At 68.0% G+C, this 18,137-nt stretch carries 10 protein-coding genes; all 10 read right to left on the bottom strand.

Going from position 1 to position 18,137, the window contains the following annotated elements; all coding sequences use genetic code 11:
* Window positions 1–2: 2 nt before the first annotated feature.
* Window positions 3–9,320 (bottom strand): beta-propeller fold lactonase family protein, encoded by a 9,318-nt coding sequence (locus tag NTD82_RS03085; RefSeq protein WP_262127693.1) that lies wholly within the window; start codon window positions 9,318–9,320, stop codon window positions 3–5.
* 34 nt (window positions 9,321–9,354) lie between these two features.
* Window positions 9,355–10,914 carry a TadE/TadG family type IV pilus assembly protein gene (locus NTD82_RS03080; protein WP_262127692.1) on the bottom strand — a complete coding sequence of 520 codons (1,560 nt, stop codon included), beginning with the start codon at window positions 10,912–10,914 and terminating at the stop codon, window positions 9,355–9,357.
* 216 nt (window positions 10,915–11,130) lie between these two features.
* Window positions 11,131–11,520, bottom strand: a complete 390-nt coding sequence (locus tag NTD82_RS03075) for a YbaN family protein (RefSeq protein WP_262127691.1) — start codon at window positions 11,518–11,520, stop codon at window positions 11,131–11,133.
* Window positions 11,517–12,086, bottom strand: coding sequence for a TadE/TadG family type IV pilus assembly protein (locus tag NTD82_RS03070; RefSeq protein ID WP_095158844.1), 570 nt, complete (start codon window positions 12,084–12,086; stop codon window positions 11,517–11,519). The genes NTD82_RS03075 and NTD82_RS03070 overlap by 4 nt, the downstream gene beginning before the upstream one ends.
* A complete protein-coding gene (locus tag NTD82_RS03065; RefSeq protein ID WP_262127690.1) occupies window positions 12,083–12,655 on the bottom strand; it encodes a TadE/TadG family type IV pilus assembly protein in 573 nt (190 codons plus the stop codon). The genes NTD82_RS03070 and NTD82_RS03065 overlap by 4 nt, the downstream gene beginning before the upstream one ends.
* Window positions 12,656–12,673: 18 nt before the next feature.
* Window positions 12,674–13,534: a tetratricopeptide repeat protein gene (locus NTD82_RS03060; RefSeq protein ID WP_262127689.1), complete on the bottom strand. Its 861-nt coding sequence runs from the start codon at window positions 13,532–13,534 to the stop codon at window positions 12,674–12,676.
* Between the two features lie 31 nt (window positions 13,535–13,565).
* On the bottom strand, window positions 13,566–14,522 hold the full coding sequence (locus NTD82_RS03055; RefSeq protein WP_262127688.1) for a type II secretion system F family protein: 957 nt from the start codon (window positions 14,520–14,522) through the stop codon (window positions 13,566–13,568).
* Window positions 14,519–15,511: a type II secretion system F family protein gene (locus tag NTD82_RS03050; RefSeq protein WP_262127687.1), complete on the bottom strand. Its 993-nt coding sequence runs from the start codon at window positions 15,509–15,511 to the stop codon at window positions 14,519–14,521. Before NTD82_RS03050 ends, NTD82_RS03055 begins: the two co-directional genes overlap by 4 nt.
* Window positions 15,512–16,882, bottom strand: coding sequence for a CpaF family protein (locus NTD82_RS03045; RefSeq protein WP_262127686.1), 1,371 nt, complete (start codon window positions 16,880–16,882; stop codon window positions 15,512–15,514).
* Window positions 16,883–16,898: 16 nt separating this feature from the next.
* Window positions 16,899–18,134 carry a CpaE family protein gene (locus NTD82_RS03040; protein WP_262127685.1) on the bottom strand — a complete coding sequence of 412 codons (1,236 nt, stop codon included), beginning with the start codon at window positions 18,132–18,134 and terminating at the stop codon, window positions 16,899–16,901.
* Window positions 18,135–18,137 lie beyond the last annotated feature (3 nt).

Genomic DNA, 18,137 nt, shown 5'->3' with positions numbered 1-18,137 from the left:
GGTTACAGCGCCGCGAGTATCTGGCTCAGCGACTGGCTGCCAGGCAAAGCAGCCTGCTGCTGAGGTCCTTCGGCACTGAGCTGCACCTTGACCAACACCTGCCGCCCCTGGGCATCCAGCCCGCGCAGCATCAGTTCCAACTGGCCGAAGCGCGCCAGTTGCCGGTTGTCTACCCGCAGCTCGCCGCTGCGCGGGTCGAAGCGGATCCAGCCCGGCAGATCAAGTCCGTTGGCCAGGCGCAGGCTGACCTTGGCACGACCATCACGGCCCGCCAGCAACCCCGTTGGAAGCTGTGCCACGCCATCGACGCCGGCCTGCACATTGACCTCGGGGGTAACGGCGGCGCTGCCGATCACCAGCGGATCCAGGGTAATGACCGTGCTGGCGACGGCATCCAGGTCGTCGGGCTCGGGCAGGTCGTCCGGCTCCGGCAGGCGGGCGATGGCCTGGCTTTCCTCGGTGAAGGCTGTCCGGCTTTGCTCGGTCCGTTGCAGCACCTGTTCGGCGCTGGCGGGCGTTGCGTGTGGCGAGGCGGGTGCCTGGAAGCTGATCGACTGAGTGCTGAACGGTTCCGGTTGCGACCAGCGCTCGGTGCTGTCCTGCAGGATTACCGGGGCGACGGTGTCGATTGTGGGTGGGGTGATCGGGTCTACCGGATCGACGGGATCGACAGGGTCCACCGGATCCACCGGATCAACGGGATCGACAGGGTCAACCGGATCAACGGGATCAACAGGGTCAACCGGATCCACCGGATCAACGGGGTCGACAGGGTCAACCGGATCCACCGGATCAACGGGGTCGACAGGGTCTACCGGATCCACCGGGTCAACGGGGTCGACAGGGTCTACCGGATCCACCGGGTCAACGGGATCAACAGGGTCTACCGGATCCACCGGATCAACAGGATCCACCGTCCCCGCAGTCCCGGTCAGCCTCAGATCGACCGAGAACGTGCTGCTGGCAAGCGCACCATCGTTCAACTGCAGGATCAGGCTGATGCGCTCGTCCGCGCTGCCCGTGGTATTGGCGTACGACAGTTGCCGCAACAGCGTGTTGACCTGGGTGCTGCTCAGCGCGGCGTCGATAGTCAGGGTCATGGCGCCGTCCGCCGACTGCAGTCGGGCCACGGCGCCGCCGTTGAGGAGAACGACGCCGTTCTCCAGGCTGAAGCCGTTGCCGGCGATCAGGCCGAACTGGTCGGCGGACGAACCGTCGAACTCGCGGCGGATAGTCAGGCTGGCGCCCTGGTAGTTGCCCTGGCCGTCATTTCCAGCGTCCAGTTCGTAGTCGCTCAGGCGCAGGGTCGGAGCCAGGGCCACCGGCTGGCCGTTGCGCTGGTAGAGCGGGTCGCTGACACCCGGCGCCGACAGCACGGCCACGCCGTCGCCCAGCGCCAGCACCTGGCCGTTGCTGCCCAAAAGGAGTTGCCCGGTGTTGCCCACGGCGTCGACCGCGCCAGCAGCCAGCAGCCCTTCGCGGGTGCTGTAGCGCTGGACGCTGCCGTTTTCCAGGGTGACATAGAGGCTGAGCCCGTCAGTGCTCAGCGCGATATCGCGAATGCCCTCCAGGGCGAAGCGTTCCGCGACGGTCAGGGTCTTGTTCGCGGTGTCCAGGCTCAGGCGCTGCACGCCGTTGGCATCGGTGATGTACAGCGTCTTGCCGTCAGCACTGACCGCCAGGTGCTGGACCTTGCCGAGTTCGACGACTACGCCGGCGGCGTCTTTCTGGCCTTTGCTCAGGCTGGTCAGCACCGTCAGCCCGCCGTCGCTGCCGCGGCTGTAGACGATCACCGAGGGGCGCGTCTCATAGACGGTGGTGACAATCAGGTAGTTGCCGCTGACGCTGATCGCCGAGGGCAGCCAAAGGTGCGGCGGTGTGTCGCCGCTGGCTTCGATCACCTGCTTGAAGGCCAGGCTGCCGTTGTCTGCGCGGCTGAAGACCATCAGCCCGGTGTCGGTCATGACATAGGCGAACTTGCCATCGGTCGACAGCTCGACCTGGCGGAAGCTTTGCCATTCGACGGACGCGTCGGTGTCCAGCACTTGCGCAAGGCTCAGCCCACCCTGGGCATCCCGCGCATACACCCGCAACTGCTGGTTATCGTTGGCCGAGACGAACAGGTGCTTGCCGTCGCTGCTCAGGCTCAGGTGCTGGATGCTTTTCAGGCCCTCGGCGAGGGGCAGGCTGCTGACCAGGCTGACCCGCCCGGCGCTGTCCAGGCTGAACAACGCCAGGTTGCCCTGGGTGTCGGCGGCATACAGCAGTTTGCCGTCGGCGCTCAACACCGCGCCGCTCAGTTCACCCAGCCCGGCGAGGCTGGCGAGCGGGCGGGACAGGCTGAATTCGCCCAGCGCCAGCAGCGGATCGTCACCCACCACCGGGGTGTCATTGATCAATTGGGTATTGATCCGCACGTCCAGCGCCGCCGAGGTCAGCCGGCCGTCATTGAGGGTGATGCTGAAGCGCTGCACCGCGTCCGGGCTGTGGCTGGTGCTGGCGTAGGTGAGCTGATGCAGGACGTTGTTGACGTCTTCTTTGCTCGGCATGACCCCGGCGTCGTCGTTGAAGCGCACGGTGAGTGTGCCGTTGCCGATCTCGACGCTGCTGATGACCACGCCGCCCTTGAGCAGCTTGCCGTCCACCACCTTCAAGCCGTTGCCTTCCTGGAAGCCCAGGGTGTCGCCGGCTTTGACGTTGAGCAGGGTCACGTGCAGCGTGCTGCCCTGGTAGTTGCCCAGGCCGTTGTTCAAGGCGTCGAGCTGGCTGTCGCCGATGCTCGCGACCGGCGCCAGCACCACCGCGCCTTCGCGCTCGCGGTAGAGCACGGCGGCGCCGCGGTTCTCCAGCACGGGCGCGGCGTTGGCAGCGGCCGCGCCGAAGGTGACGGTCACCGCCTGTTGCAGCGTGGTGAGGTAGTTGTCGGTCAGGGCGTAATCCATGTTTTCGCGGATTGCCAGGCTGATCTGGCGGCTGCCGGTGTTGTCGCTGCCGTGGTTGTAGAACGTCAGGCTGTCGATCAGCGTCGCGGCCTCGCTGGCCGAGCGCATGACGAACAGGTTCAGGCGGGTCACGCCGTTCTCGCGGATGACCTGGTACTGCAAGCCATTCGGCAGGGTATAGACGTTGGTGTCGTCCTTGGTCGGGTCTTCGCCGCGGTTGTCCAGGTAGATCTTCTGGCCGAGCACGCTGATGACGTCGTGCTGGTTGATCGCGTCGAGGGTCAGCACCACCTGGCTGACCAACTGGCCCGCCTCGATGGTGTCGATGCGGGTCTTGTCGAACAGTTGCACCGGCGCGCCGAGGTCCGCCAGGGTCGGGTTGAGCACGCTGCTGTCGAGGATCGCCGGGTCGTTCACGCCGATCAGCGTTACCGCGACGGTGAGTACTGCACGGTTGCCATCGCCGTCGAAGAACACCACCTGCATCTTCACCTGATCGCCGTTGTGGGTCGGGTCCTGGCTGACGTTGCGGTAGTCGAGCTGACGCAGCACCTGCTGGGCATCGGCCTGGCTGACCGTACCGGTGAAGGTCAGGGTCAGGCGGCCGTTCTGCTGCACAAGCGTGGCGATGACGCTGCCGTCCTTGAGAATCTGGTCGTTGACCTGGGTGAAGCCGTTGCCCTCGGTGAAACCGAACAGGTCGTCGCTGGACGCACCGTCCTGGCGAGCGATCTGCACCGATGCGTTCTGGTAGTCGTCGCGCTGGTCCAGTTGCAGGTCGCTGATCGTGGCGCTGGGTAGCAGCGGTACGGCGGCATCGCCTTCGGTGACGGTCAGCGCGCTGACCCCAAGGCGCAGGTTTAGCACGCTGGCGTCCCATTGGCCGCCGACCAGGTACAGGCTCTGGCCGTCCGCGCTCAGGCTGAGGCCGACCAGTTCGTTGTAATCGCCCTTGAGCGGGTGCGCTTCGCCGAGCAGCAGGCCGTCGCTGTTGCGGGCGTAGCCGGCCAGTGTGCCGCCGCCGGCGATGAACAGGGCGCTGCCGTCCGCAGTGACCGCCAGTTCGCTGGCCTGGCCGTCGACGCTCTGGCTGGCGAGCAAGCGCAGGCTGCCGTCGCTGCCCAGGGCCAGGATGCGCAGTTGCACGTCGCCGGCGTCCTGTTTGTCCAGGGCGTAGATGAAGCGGCTATCGGCGCTGAGGGTCATGGCGCTGAGGTTGTGCAGGGTGCTGCCGTCATTCAGGCCGGCGCGCGCCACTTCGCTGAGGCTGCCGTCGCTGCCGATGCGCAGGGTGACGAGCAGGTCCTGGCCGCCCACGCCACTGACCAGCAAGAACTCGCCGTCGCTGCTGAGCAGCAGCCGCTGCGGGCTTTCCAGTCCTTGGACGCTGGTGGCCGGGGCGACTTGCGTCAGGCTGCCATCAGCCGCCTGACGCAGTTGGAACAGGCCGGCGCTGGTGGCCAGGTAGAGGGTGTCACCCTGCTGGGCGAGATCGACGATGGCCGGCAGTTCTTCGCCGAGGCTGTCGCCGGCGAACGTGGACGCCAGGTGCAATTGGCCGCTGTCGCTATCGCGGGCGAATACCAGCAGGCTGTTGCTGGTCCCGGACAGCACGTACAGCCAGTGCTGGTCGGCGCTGATCAGCACCTTCTCGGCGCCGGCCAGCGCGGCGGCGTCGCCGTTCAGGCTCTGCACCAGGCTCAGGCGGCCTTCGCTGTCGCGGGTGAAGACGCTGAGGGTGGCTTTGCTGGAGTCGTCCCAGTGGACGCCGTCGCTGATCACATAAAGGAACTTGCCGTCGGCACTGAGCAGGCTGTCCCGGGGCGCCTCCAGCAGGTTGCCGAGGTTGTCGTCGTTGTTGCCGACGCTGTCGATCAGTTCCACATCGGTCATCGCGCCGCCTAGCGCGGGACGCTGGTCGGGCATGGCCTGGACTTCCAGTTCCAGGCTGATCACCTGTTGGGCGCCACGGGCATCGGTGACGGTCAGGGTCAGTGCATGCACGCCCACCGTGCCGTCGGCCGGGCTGCCGCTGAGCAGGCCGGTGGCCGGGTCGAAGGCGAGGCCCGCGGGCAGGCCGTCGAGGCGGAAGGTGAGGGCGTCGCCGTCGCTGTCGCTGAACCGCTCCAGGGGCAGGCTGAGGTTCAGGGTCTGGCCGATCTCGACCGGCGCCAGCGCGGCCAGCGGCGCGCTGATCTGCGGCGCGTGGTTGACCAGCACGACGATCGCGCGCTCGGTCTGCTTGACGCCGTCATTGAAGCGGATGCTCAGGTTCAGTTGTTGCTCCGTGGCGGTCGGGCCGGCGACGTAGTTCAACTGGTGGAGGATCTGGTTGGTGACCTGGCCGTTGACCGCGCCGGTCAGGGTCACGGTGAGGGTGCCGGCGCTTTGCACGAAGGTCGCCACGTGTTGACCATCGAGGAGGATGCGCTGGCCGTCGAGGCTCAGGCCGTTGCCGGCGCTGAAGTCGAAGCGGTCGGCGGCGTTGGCGCTGGTGGCGCGGGCCAGGGTGATGACCAGGCCCTGGTAGCTGCCCAGCGCTTCGTAGTCGACGTCGCTCAATTGCATGCCGGCGGCGACGTGGGTCGGGGTGTTTTCGTTCCAGTGGGCGTTGTAGCGGGCGGCGATGATGTCCACGCCGTTGTTGACCACATAGGTGCCGTTGTAGAGGTGCTGGCCGTCCGGGCTCAGGGCCAGGTAGCCGCTGTTCTTCGACAGGCCGCTGATCATGCTGTTGTAGGTCAGCAGTCCGGTGTTGGTATCGCGGTTGAACAGCATCACCCCACGGTTGTTGGCGGTGGCGTAGACGGCGGTGCCGTCCGCCGAGATGGCCAGCTCGCGCATGCTGGTGGCGTTGCTGTAGGTGTAGGTGTAAAGGGCGCCGATAAAGGTCAGCTTGCCGGTGGCGGCATCGCGGCTGAAGGACGAGATCATCGTCGCGTCGACGGAGTTGACATAGACCGAGCGGCCGTCGGCGGAGATCACTATATCGGTGGCGTTCAGGTAGCGGGTGTCAGTGCTGGTACGTGGCGCGCTGTCGGGGTCGGCGGTGATGCTGGCGACGGTCACCCGCTCGACGAAGGTCAGGCGCCCGGTGTCCGCGGCGCGGGCCAGTACGGTGATGCTGCCGTTGCTGTTGGAGACGTACACCGAGGCGCCGTCGCTGCTCAGCACGATACCGCTGGGGCGGGGCATCTGCGTGGTGTCGTAGTAGTGACCGAGGTAGGTCAGCGCGCCGCTGGCCGGGTCGCGGGCGTACATGCCGAGCACCGCCTTGCCGGTGCTGGTGAAGCCGGCGGTCATGCCGTTGATGGTGTACAGCGAGGTGCCGTCGGCGGAGATGACGATGTCGGTCACCGGGCCGTCCAGGCGGACTTCCGTTACCGCTGGCGTGACGCTGCTGTCCGCGGCGCGGACGACGTCGTTCTGCACCGCAGCGATGCCGGCGTAGGTCAGCAGGCCGCTGGCCGCATCGCAGCTGAAGCGCACCAGGGTGCTGTAGCCCTTGGCGCTGTCGAAACCGGCGACGTACACCGAGAGGTTGTCGCCCGCCGCCATCACGCTGGTGATGCGGCCCAGGCCATCGACTTCGATGTCGCTGGTGGCCGGGTTGTCGCTGGCGCCCTGGGTGAAGCTCTGCAGCAGGGTCAGGGCACCGCTGCTGGCATCGCGGGCGTACACCCGCAGGTAGCTCGTGCCGTTGAGGTTGCTGCCGGTGGTGCCGGCCAGCAGCAGGGTCTTGCCGTCGCCGCTGATCTCGATGGCGTTGACGTAGTCGCTGTAGCCGCTGAGGGTGCCGTTGGCGTAATACAGGGTGGCGACCGGGTCGACCTGTTCGGTGACGGTCGGCGCGGTGCCGGTGTTGACGGTCAGGCTGCTGCTGACCTGCAGGGCGCTGGTGTCGCTGCCACCGCCGCCGGTGCCACCGTTGTCCTGCACGCTGGAGAGGGTGACGCTGCGTTGGCCGCTGACCGCCAGCGGGTTGTCGTTGCGGTAGCCGATGCCGTTGACCAGGGTCTGCAGGGCCGAGGGCGCCAGGCCGGCGGCGCTGCTCAGGACCAGCGTGGCGTTGTCGCCGTCGACGGTGTAGGTGTACGTCATGCCGTTGGCGAGGGTGCCGCTGGCGGACTGGCCGAGGGCGATGGCGGTGTTGTCCACCAGCACGAACTCGTTGCTGGCGCCGGCCACGCCGCTGAGGGTGAGGGTCAGGCGGCTGATGCTCTGGCCGGCTTCGCCGGTGTTGACCTGGGCGTCCTGGAACAGCTTCACCAGGATGCCGTGGGTGTCGTAGACCGGGTTGACCACCGTGGTGGCGCTCAGTTGCGGGGCGCTGTTGAGGGTGATCAGCAGGCTGACGCGCTGTTCGCTGCTGTCCAGTTGGCCGTCGTTGGCCACCAGGCGCAGTTCTACCTGGCCGCTGCTGGTGGTGTTGCGGTAGATCACCTGTTGCAGCAGGGCATTGGCCTCGGCGCGGGTCAGCGCGGCGCTGATGCTCAGGGTCAACTGGCCGCCGTTCTGCACGAAGCGTCCGATTTCCACGCCGTTGCGCATCACGGCCTCGCCGTTGAGGCTGATGCCGTTGCCGGCGGCGAAGGCGAACTGGTCAGCGGCATTGGCGCCGCCGACCCGCTCGACCGTGACGCGCATGCCGCTGTAGTCGCCGGCGCCGGAGGTCAGCGCATCGGCGTTGCTGTCGCTGAGTTTCAGGCCCTGGCCGAGCACCAGGTCACTGGCGCTGAGGTAGGTGCGCACGTTGGTGAAGCGGCTGACACCGGTGCCGGCCACCAGCATCGATTGGCCGTCGGGGCTGGCGACCACCGCCTTGGCGCCGACCACGCTCTGGCTGCCGGTTTCGTTGAGCAGGCCGCTGCTGGCGTTGACCTGATATTGATGCAGCGTGCCGTCGGCGCTGGTGGCGTAGAGCTGGCTGCCGTTGGCGCTGAGGGTCAGGCCGTTGACCTGGGCCAGCGCGATGCTGTCGATGCGCACCAGGCCGTTGCTGCTCAGTTGATAGACCTGAATCACCCCTTGCTCGCTGTCGCCCAGGTAGATGAAACGGCCATCGGCGCTGGCCGCCAGGCTGTGCTCGGTGGTGCCATCGAAGCTGCCGTCGGTGGTGTAGGCCCAGCCCAGGTCGACCACCGACAGGCGATCGTTGCTGCCGCGCTTGAGAATGGTCAGGGTGTCGCGGGAGACGAACGAGTCCGGGTCGAGCACCACGTAGACATAGTCGCCGATGCTCTGCACCAGCTTGGCCCGGCCCGACTGCAGCGTGCCTTCATCGAGGGTCTGCACGGCGCTGGTGCCGATGGCGCCCGTCAGCGGGTCGCGGCTGCGCACTTCGAGGCCGCCGTAGAGGGTGGTGATGTAGACCTGCTTGCCGTCGTCCGACAGCGCCAGCCCGCGCACGCTGCCGATGCTGGTGCCCTGGATGCGGCTGAGGCTGCCGTCCGCCGCTACCTGGAAGGTGTGGAGGGTGTCGCTGCTGGCGCTGTAAAGGAACTTGCCGTCCTTGCTCAGGGCGACATCCACCAGTTCGGTCATCCCGGTGGGCGCGGCGAGGTTCTGCACCAGGCTGAGCATGCCCTTGCCGTCGATGCCGTAGACCAGCAGCCGGCCATTGTCGGCGGCGGCATAGAGAAACTTGCCGTCGCCGCTGTAGATCGCCTCTTTCAGGGTGATGCCGCTGGTGGTCAGGGACTGCGCCAGGTCCAGCGGGTTGTCGCGTTCCAGCAGCGGCGCGCGGTTGACCCCGCTGACCAGATTGACCGTGGCGCTGATGTTCAGCGTGGTGCTGTCGCCGCCACTGTTGTCGTCGTTGATGTCGCTGACCTGGGTCAGGCTGATGGTGCGGCTGCCGTTGTCCGGGGTGCCGTCGAGGGTCTGGAAGCGGATGCCCTCCACCAGTGCCTTGACGTCGGCGGCGCTGTTGGCGGCGCTGGAATCGAAATTGATGTCGATGGTGGTCATGCCACCGCTGTTGCTGACGGTGTAGCTGTAGAACTTGCCCGCCGTCTCGCCGCTCGGCGTGCCGTCCAGCAGGATCTGCGTGCCGTCGACCAGCAGGGCCTCGTGGGTGCCGCTGCTGTTGATGGTGATGCGCAGGTTGTCGAAGTGCTGGTCGCTGTCGTTGGTGTTGGCCAGCACATTGCTGAACAACGGCCCGCCGCTGACCGCGCCCTCGGTCACGGTATGGGTGACCTGCGTCGCCTCGGCGCTCAGGCTCGGCGCATGGTTGGCCGCGGCCTGCTGGGCATCGGCCTGGTCGGCGGTCTGCACCGCGGTGGTCACTGCGGCGGCGTCGAACATCATCCTCGGTTCGAGGGCCAGTGCCAGGCTGGTGTGGGGCTTGCGATTGCGGGGGCGTGACGCACTCATGGCATGTCCTTGTCGGGAAGCGGAAAGAGGGGACTCAGTCGATCAGGCGCACGAAGCGCTCGTGCTTGATCCTGTTGGCGATCTCGCGCAGCAGGCTGCGTATCTGGGCTTCGCCGTCGCCGAAGTTCTCGGCATTGGCGAAGGTCATGCTGCCGTCCTGGGCGCAGACGCGCAGGCCGGGGCCGGCGACGCGGTCGAAGAGGCGGCGGCCGAAGTCGTTGGGGTCACCGGGGCGAACCCCGAGGAAATGAAACTTGAGGCCGCGGGCGACGAAGCTGTTGCACAGGTTCATGAAGCGCCGGCCGGCGATGTCGTTGGACGACACCGTGGAGTTCTCGCCGTCGATGGCCTGGCCCACTTCGGCGTTGTACGCATCGGTGTCGAACCAGTTGCCGGTGGTGTTGGCCAGCATGACCATGATCTTCACGTTGTCGCCCTGGCGGTCGGCGTTGAAGTCCAGCGGCAGGCGGCTGTCGCCCCAGCCGGCGGCGCCGCGCATTTGCGGCGAGAGGCTGGCGGCGGCCCAGCCCATGGCGATGGCGTAGTTGGTGTTGAAGCGGGTCGAGAACTCTTGCACGCGGCGCTCGATGCGCGTCATGTCGCGGGTCAGCGGCAGCAGGGCGGCGGCCGGGCAGCCACGGTCGGCGACCATCCAGCGGGTGTCGTTGACCCCGGTGGCCTGGCCGAAGTCCGGGTTGGGGCCGGTCCAGGAAATCGCCGGCGCGCCGGGGCTGCCGTTCTCCGGCAGGTCGTGACGGTAATGGACCTTGAATTGCCCGGACGGCGCCTGGTCCCAGAAGTAGTTCTGGCCCTGGCCGAGGCCGCGGTACATGCACAGCAGGTTGGCGCGGCGGTCGGGAATGCGCTGGTCGGCGAGGCCGCTGTAGCCGGTGCGGAACAGCGAGCGCAGCTCCACCGGCGTCAGTGCGCCGGGCGCCGCCCAGCGGCGGATGCGCCCGCTGTCTTCGCTGCTGTAGACATTCACCGACTGGCTGTAGGGCACCAGGGAAATCCAGGTCTGGCCGTCGGGACGGGCACCCAGCACCTGCTCGGCGAACTCGCGCACCAGGCGCCGCAGGGCGGCGAGGTCGCGGGCCTGTTCGCTGAGGGTATTGGGGATCACCAGGGCGATCTCCACGGGACGATTGACCACCTCCACCGTGGAGCTGACTTGCATGCGTTGCACCGGCGCCTGCAACAGTTGCGACTCGGCGCTGTAGGCGGCGCTGACGGTAATGCGCACCACCCCTTCGCCGTCGCGTTGCTGGGTGAGGTTGATGTCATCGCCGCCGACCTGCTCGCGCAGGGCCAGGTCGGTGCCGAGGTTGGCTTGCATCATGGAGGTCGCCAGTTGCTGCATCTGCTGCTGGCTGAGGCTGTCATCGAGCAGGCGCTGGTTGCCCACGGCCATGGCCGCGGCGTCGGTGGCGCGCTTGAGCTGGGCGGTGTTTTCCAGGGCGCGGCTCTGGTCGATGACGTAGGCGGTGGCCATCAGCGCACCGCCGAGTACCAGAATCGCGAAGGGCGCGACGGCCCCCTGTTGTTGCCGGGCGAAATGACGGAGCCGGGTGGCGAAGCGGGGGAGAGCGGGCATGGCGGGACGGGTTCCTGCGCAGTGAGCGGGCCGGAGGTGCCTCGGCCGAGGGTGGCGACAAAGATAGGAATCGTTCTTGTTAGCGGCAATCGTTGCATCATTAAGATTGCTTAAGGGTGGGGGCATCGCGAGCAAGCTCGCTCCTACAAGGTCCGGGGCACGTCGCCTCTGTAGGCGCGATTTTGGCGGGGCGCCGAACCCTTGGGATGTGGCCCTCTAACCCCGCTCCGGCCGCGACCAGATAAACACCGCGCCACCGCCCATCCCGCCCCCCGCACATAACACCAGCCACAACGGCGGCTGGTGCCACAGCAGCAATCCCAGGCACAGCAGCATCGCTACGCTGGCGACCACTTTGCTCCGCCGGCTGATAAACCCGCCCGCCCGCCAGTCGCGCAGCAGTGGACCGAACAGGCGGTGCTGTTCCAGCCAGCGGTTCAGGCGCGGAGAGCTGCGCGACGCGGCCCAGGCGCTGAGCAGGACGAACTCGGTACAAGGCAGCCCCGGCAGGACGGCGCCGAGTACCGCCATGCCGAGGCTGGCCCAGGCCAACAGCAGGTACGCCAGGCGCTTGAGCCCGCGCGCCTGGGGGACGGTCTGGCTCATTCGTCTTCCTGTGGGTCGAGTTCGCGGGTCAGGACGTCGTCCAGGGTCGGCGTGCCGTGTTGCAAGCGGCTGATGGCCTGGACCTCGATCTTGTCGCTGCCCAGCAGGGCGTAGCTCAAGGCCAGGGCGTCGACGGTGGCGCAAACCTGCACCACCACCACCGGCACGTTGCTCAGGGTCTGTTCGTCATCGGCGCGCAGCGCCTCGGGGAACGCGCCGGTAAAGCGCGAGCCGGCACTGTGCCGTTCGCACACGCCCTGGACCTCGCCGCGGTACAGCGGTCGCCAGTTCATGCTGCGGTCGCTCTCGACCTTGCTGATGATCAGTTCGAACGGTGTGCGGTTCATGCTGGTGGCGCGCTCGACCAGGGCTTGCACGCCATTGTTGTCGAGGGTGCTCTGCACCCCCAGCACCGAGGCGATGGTGTGCGCCGACTGCTCCATGTAGCTGCGCGCCTGGTGCAGGTTGTAGAGGTCGGCGGCGAGCAGCGTGACGCCGATCAGCACCGGGAACACCAGCACCGTTTCCAGCAAGGCACTGCCACGCTGGGAGTGTTTGCGCTTCATTGGCTGTCCTCGTTGTCCGGGTCGCTGGGCAGGTTGCCGAGGAGGTGGCGGTATTGGTACTGGTAGCCGTCGCCGAGGCCGAACAGGCCGGGGAAGACGGTCATGTAGTCCTGCTTGAGGTCCACGGTGACGCTCAGGATCGGCGGCGAAAACACGGTGTCCAGCGGCGTCTCCACGCCGGCCACGGCATCGCTGCCGGTCTGGCTGGCGTTGCTGGTGCCGCTGGCGCCCGGACGCGATTCGCCGTACTGGCGCAGGTTGTCGAACGGCAGCACGTCGACCTTCAGCTCGCCCGCCTCGATCAGCCCGAAGCTGCGCGCCTGCATGCGTTCGGCCAGCCGCTGTTGCAGGTCGCTGGCGCCGAGCCGGTAGTAATCCGGCATTTCCCGCAGGCGCTGCACGGCGTGTTCCAGCGCCAGGTTGCCGGCGCCGATGACCAGGGCCATGTGCGCCAGTTCGAACAGCATCATCAGGCCGAACAGCAGCACTGGCAGGATGAACGCGGTTTCCACCGCGGTGACACCGTCATCGGCGCCGCGCAAGCGACGCAGGGCAACGCGCAATTTCATCGGCGCTCTCATCGACAATCAGTCCCGGCTGGCCAGTTTCAGGGGTTGCTGGCTGGCGGCGAGCAGTTCGCTGTCCACCGGCGCGCCGTTGGCGATGCGTTCGCGGGTGGCGCGGAAGCGCTCGAGGATGTCCTGGGCGTAGTGCGGCTCGAGGTTTTCTTCGAGGATGCGCAGGGCGGTGTCGTCGTGGCCGTCCAGCACCCAGGCCAGGGCCAGGTTCAGTTGCAGGGCGACTTCGCCGTTCTGCCGCGCACCGTTGAGCAGGCCGATGGCCTTGCTGCGCTCGCCGTCGGCCAGCCAGCTCAGCGCCAGGTTGTTGGTCGCCGGGCTGTAGCCGGGTTCCAGCGCCAGGGCTTGCTGGAATGATTCGCGCGCCGCCGGGCGCTGGCCGAGCAGGGTCTGCGCCACGCCGAGGCCGTTGAGCAGTTGCGCGCGCTGGCTGGGTTCGCCGTCCACTTTCAATGCGCAACTGAAGTTTTGTTCGGCGCTGCTGGCGTTACCCAGCGCCAGCGCGGCCCGGCCCAGGCCGCCGCACAGGGCCTGGCGCTGGGCCGGGTCGAGGGCGGCGAGGTCGCTTTGCTGGCGGGCGCGGTCGTACAGCGCCCAGGCATCGCGCGGCGGGCGCACGGCGGCGGCGACGCTGGCGTATTCCAGCAGGTAGGCGCCCTTGAGCGAGCTGCGTTGGTCGAGGCGTTGGTAAACCTCGAAAGCGCCTTCCAGGCGGCCGTTGTCGCGCAGTACCCGGGCCAGTTTCAGCGCTTCGCGGTTTTCCTTGCCAGACAGCGTCGGCGCGCCGCCGGGCAGGGCCGAACCGAGGCTGCTGCAACCGCTGAGGGCGAGCACGGCAAGAAGGGTCAGGGTGGTCAGGGAGCGGGGCATGGCGGTCACTCGAAAAGGGCAGTCGGTAGGTTCAGTTGGAGAGCAGGCGGACGATGCGCACCAGCGCCGGCGCACCCATCATCGCGATGATCGGCGGCAGGATCAGGGTCATCAGCGGCACGCTGAGCTGGGCCGGGAGTTTGCCGGCGCGCTCTTCCAGGGTGAGGATCAGGGTCTTGCGGCTCTCGTCGGAAATCGTCCGCAGCGCCTGCGACAGCGGCGTGCCATAGCGCTCGGCCTGGATCAGGGTCGAGACCATGCTGTCGATGCCGCTCACGCCGGTGCGTTCGGCGAGGTTGAGCAAGGCCCGCGGGCGGTCGGCGAGGATTTGCAGTTCGGCGCAGGTGTAGCGCAACTCGTCGGCCATCTCCGGCGCCGACAGCGCCAGCTCCTTGGCCACCACTTGCAGCACGCGGCCCAGCGGCAGGCCGGCCTCGGCGCAGATCACCATCAGGTCGAGGGCATCCGGCAGGCTGCGGGCCAGGCGTCCGCCGCGGCGGGCGGCGCGCCATTTCAGCCAGAGTTCGGGGATCAGCCCGCCGACGAACAACGCCACCAGCGCCGCGGTGACGCCGTTGAGGCCGAGGCGCTTGCCCGGTTCCAGCAGCATCATCACCAGCGCCACCAGCAGCAGGCCGAGCAGGTACTTGCCGGCGATCAGCAGGCCGAGGGCCTCGCGTTGGCGCAGGCCGGCCATGGCCAGCAGAACGCCGAGCTTGTCGCGGTCACGCGGGCTGCCGGCGGCTTGTTCGCCAACCCGGGCCACGGCTTGCAGCACGGCGAGCAGGCGCGGCGGCACTTGCAGGCCCTGGTCGCGGAGGATGTCGGCGCGGTCGTTGGTCGGGGCGCCGGCCGGGCGCCGGTTGAGGCGCTCGTGCAGCACCGGCTGGCGCTGCTGGCGGTACAGGCCGATCAGGCCGACGCCAAGGCCACAGCAGAGCAGGCCGAGCGCGGCCTGGACGAACGGATCCTGGAGCAAGCTGTTCATGCGATCTTCCGTACCATCAGGTGGGTGATGACCAGGCCCAGCGTCACGCTGCCGAAGGCGTAGAACAGCACGCTGTTGCCGGTCGGGTCGTTGAGCAGGAACTGGAAGTCGCGCGGCGAGTTCAGGTACATGTAGCCCAGCGCGCAGGGCACCAGCGCCGCGACGATCTTGGCCGAGGCGCGGGCCTCGGAGGTCTTGGCCTGGACCTTCAGGTGCAGCTCCTGGCGCTCGCGCAGGGTCGCCGACAGCCGGTCGAGGGTTTCGCCGAGGCGCCCGCCGGCTTCCTGGTTGATGATCAGGATCACCGCGAAGAAGCGGTATTCATTGAGCGGGATGCGGTTGGCCGAGTCCTGCATCACCTGGCGCAACGGCAGGCCGAGGCGCAGCCAGTTGTCGATCTCGGCGAACTCCACCGCCAGCGGCCCGCTGATGTTCTGCGCGACCAGGGTGAAGGCGTTGCTCACCGGCACCCCGGCGCGGGCCGCGCGGGTGATCGCGTCGATCGCCTGCGGCAGGCTCAGCTTGAGGTCGTGCAGGTAGCGGTTCATCGCGTTGCGATAGACCACCGTGGCGACGCCGACGAAAGTCAGCCCGGCCAGCAAGCTGCCGTACAGCCACGGCCAGGGCATCTGCCGCCCCAGCACCACGCCGACGATCAGGCTGGCGACGGCCAGCAGGCCGAGGCGTGAACGCAGCTTGCCGTGCCAGCCGAGGCTGCGGCTGCCCAGCCACAAGCGCCCGAGCGGCGCGCCCAGCAGCGGCCAGCGGGTGCAGTCCGGAGCATCCTGGTCGCGCAGCAGGTCGGGGCTGTGTTCCAGGGCCAGGGCCGCGCCCGGGTGCGCCGCGACGAAGCCGGCCTTGAGCGCCGTCAACCGCTCGGCCTGGGCCTCGGCGCGCTGGCGCTTGCGGCTCAGGCTACGGACCGCGAAGAAGCCCAGCAGCACGCAGAGGAACACCAGCAGGGTGAACAGATCGAGCAGCGCGTCCATTCACTGGCCTCCCGTGAACAGGTGGGCGTGCCGGGTATAGAACTGCGGGCGCTGGCCGCTGGCGTTGAACTGGCCGACCAGGCGCCCGTCGGCATCCACGCTGCTGGTGGTGAAGCCGTACAGTTCCTGGGTCTGGATCACGTCGTTCTCCATGCCGCAGACCTCGGTGATGGAGACGATGCGGCGGCCACCGTCGCGCATGCGCTCGACCTGGACGATCAGGTTCACCGCACTGGCGATCTGTCGGCGGATGGCTTCCAGCGGCAGTTGCATGCCCGCCATCATCACCATGTTTTCCAGGCGCATGATGGCGTCCCGCGGGGTGTTGGCGTGGACGGTGCAGAGCGAGCCATCGTGGCCGGTGTTCATCGCCTGGAGCATGTCGAAGCTTTCGCCGCCGCGCACCTCGCCGAGGATGATGCGGTCCGGGCGCATGCGCAGGGCGTTGCGCACCAGGTCGCGCTGGTCGACCTTGCCGGTGCCTTCGGCGCTGACCGGACGGGTTTCCAGGCGCACCACATGGCGCTGCTGCAGTTGCAGCTCGGCGGCGTCCTCGATGGTGATGACCCGGTCTTCGTCGCTGATGTTCTGCGACAGGGCGTTGAGCAGGGTGGTCTTGCCCGCGCCGGTGCCGCCGGAAACGACGATGTTGAGCTTGGCGAGCATGCCGCGCTTGAGCACCTCGGCCATCTCGAAGGACAGCGCGCCGCGTTCGGCGAGGATGTCCAGGGACATGTTGCGGCGCATGAACTTACGGATCGAGATGGTGGTGCCGTCGATGGCCAGCGGGTAGGTGATGACGTTCACCCGGCTGCCGTCGGCCAGCCGCGCATCGACCATCGGGTGCGCTTCGTCGATGCGCCGGCCCACCGCCGCGGCGATGCGCTGGGCGGTGTTGAACACGTGCTCTTCGTCGATGAAGGTGATCGGCGACAGCTCCAGCTTGCCGTAGCGCTCGACGAATACCTGGCCGGCGCCGTTGACCAGAATGTCGTTCACCGAGTCGTCGCCCAGCAGCGGCTGGATCGGGCCGATGCCGACCATCTCGTTGAGCATTTCCTCGCCGACCGCCTGTTCTTCCTGGCGGGACAACTGCAGGCGGCTGTCGTCGCAGATCTTGCGGATCACCGCCTCGACCTGCTGGCGCAGGGCATCGCGGCCGAGGGCGGCGGCTTTCAGCGGGTCGATCTGGTCGTAAAGCTGGTTACGGATCAGCCGACGGTTCTGGGTGCCGAGGGTGTCCACCGGGCGGGTGGGCGCCGCGCGTTGCACCGAGGTCGGCTCGGTGCTGGCGCGGCTGTTGTGGGGCGGCGCGGGCACGTCGCTGACGGCGACCGCGGCGAGGTTCTTTTTCGGGTGTCGGATGATCATCGGCCGGTTCCTCGCTTCAGGCGGCGCGGCGGCCGCGGCCCAGGGCCTGGCGCAGACGCAGGATCAGATTGCCGCTGACGGCCGGGGCGCTGCTCGGCGTGCGTCCGCAGGCCAGGTCGGCGAGGTCCAGCAGGGCCTGTTGCAAGGCCGGGGCGCGCGCGGTCTGCAGCGGGCCGGCGAGCAGGCTGTCGGCGATCACGCTGCCGGCGTGGGGCAGCACCAGATCGACCTTGTGCCCGACGAAATCCTCGAACTGCTGACGCTCCACCAGGTCCAGGTGGCCCGGCCGCACCGGGTTGCCCACCAGCAGCAGGCGCTGGCCGTTGCTCTCGTCGCCGATCTCCCGCAGCAGACGCAGGCAGTTGCGTGCGTCCTGCACGCTGAAGTCGCAGAGCAGGATGCGCGTGTCGGCATGCTCCAGCACTTCCAGGGCGCCGTGGCAGCGGCCGCTGGGCAAGTCCCAGATCACCTGGTTGAACAGTTGGCAGAGGCTGGCGCCGAGGTTCAGCAGGTGTTCGCCGCTGAAACTGTCGGCGGCGCGCAGGTCGGGCTGCTGGCCGAGCAGGTAGAGGCGTTCGTCGATCCGTGCCAGGGCCCGTTCGAGGAAGCGCGAGTCGATCTGTGCGGTGCTCAGCGCGGCGGCCAGGCCGGCGTCGCCGTCATGCCCGAGCAGCAGCGCCTGGTCGCCGTGACCGCGGTCGAAATCCACCACCGCGCTGCTGCTGTGACGCTGGCTGGCGAGCAACTGGCCGAGGCCGGCGACCACCGTGCTGGTGCCGCGGCCACCGCTGACGCCGGTAATGGCGATGGTGCGCCCGGTGCGGCTGCCGGGGCGCAGGCTGTCATGCGGATCGCGGGCGCGGCGCAGGGTGTTGGCGAACTGGTCGAGGGGCACCGGTTTGCACAGGTAATCCTGCACGCCGCTGTGCAGCAGCGCGCGGTAGAGGTTCAGGTCGTGGGTGCTGCCCAGGGCGATCAAGCGGCAGTCCGGCGGACAGACTTGGGCCAACTCGGCCACCGCTTGCAGCGGCGAGGCCTGGCCGTCGAGATCGACCACCAGCACTTCGGGCGCCGCCTGCTCGCGGCAGCCGGCCAGCGCCGCGGCGAAACCGCCGGCGCGGGCCAGTTGCGCCGGCAGGCCGAGGCGTTGCAGGTACTGGCCGAACAGTTCGGCGTCGGCGGCACTGGCGGCGTACAGCAGCACCGGTGGCACGTCGTTGCCGGGCGGGGTGACTCGCGTGGTGTCGTTCATGGC

This window comes from Pseudomonas sp. 5P_5.1_Bac1, assembly GCF_025466015.1.
Taxonomy (GTDB): Bacteria; Pseudomonadota; Gammaproteobacteria; order Pseudomonadales; family Pseudomonadaceae; genus Aquipseudomonas.
This window is presented reverse-complemented; position numbering and strand designations above follow the sequence as displayed.

What these genes read in the sequence shown, in the direction of transcription:
- NTD82_RS03085 (WP_262127693.1), bottom strand. Translation starts at nt 9,320, where the DNA reads ATGAGTGCGTCACGCCCCCGCAATCGCAAGCCCCACACCAGCCTGGCA.
- NTD82_RS03050 (WP_262127687.1), bottom strand. Translation starts at nt 15,511, where the DNA reads ATGGACGCGCTGCTCGATCTGTTCACCCTGCTGGTGTTCCTCTGCGTG.
- NTD82_RS03040 (WP_262127685.1), bottom strand. Translation starts at nt 18,134, where the DNA reads ATGAACGACACCACGCGAGTCACCCCGCCCGGCAACGACGTGCCACCG.
- NTD82_RS03075 (WP_262127691.1), bottom strand. Translation starts at nt 11,520, where the DNA reads ATGAGCCAGACCGTCCCCCAGGCGCGCGGGCTCAAGCGCCTGGCGTAC.
- NTD82_RS03060 (WP_262127689.1), bottom strand. Translation starts at nt 13,534, where the DNA reads ATGCCCCGCTCCCTGACCACCCTGACCCTTCTTGCCGTGCTCGCCCTC.
- NTD82_RS03045 (WP_262127686.1), bottom strand. Translation starts at nt 16,882, where the DNA reads ATGATCATCCGACACCCGAAAAAGAACCTCGCCGCGGTCGCCGTCAGC.
- NTD82_RS03055 (WP_262127688.1), bottom strand. Translation starts at nt 14,522, where the DNA reads ATGAACAGCTTGCTCCAGGATCCGTTCGTCCAGGCCGCGCTCGGCCTG.
- NTD82_RS03080 (WP_262127692.1), bottom strand. Translation starts at nt 10,914, where the DNA reads ATGCCCGCTCTCCCCCGCTTCGCCACCCGGCTCCGTCATTTCGCCCGG.
- NTD82_RS03065 (WP_262127690.1), bottom strand. Translation starts at nt 12,655, where the DNA reads ATGAAATTGCGCGTTGCCCTGCGTCGCTTGCGCGGCGCCGATGACGGT.
- NTD82_RS03070 (WP_095158844.1), bottom strand. Translation starts at nt 12,086, where the DNA reads ATGAAGCGCAAACACTCCCAGCGTGGCAGTGCCTTGCTGGAAACGGTG.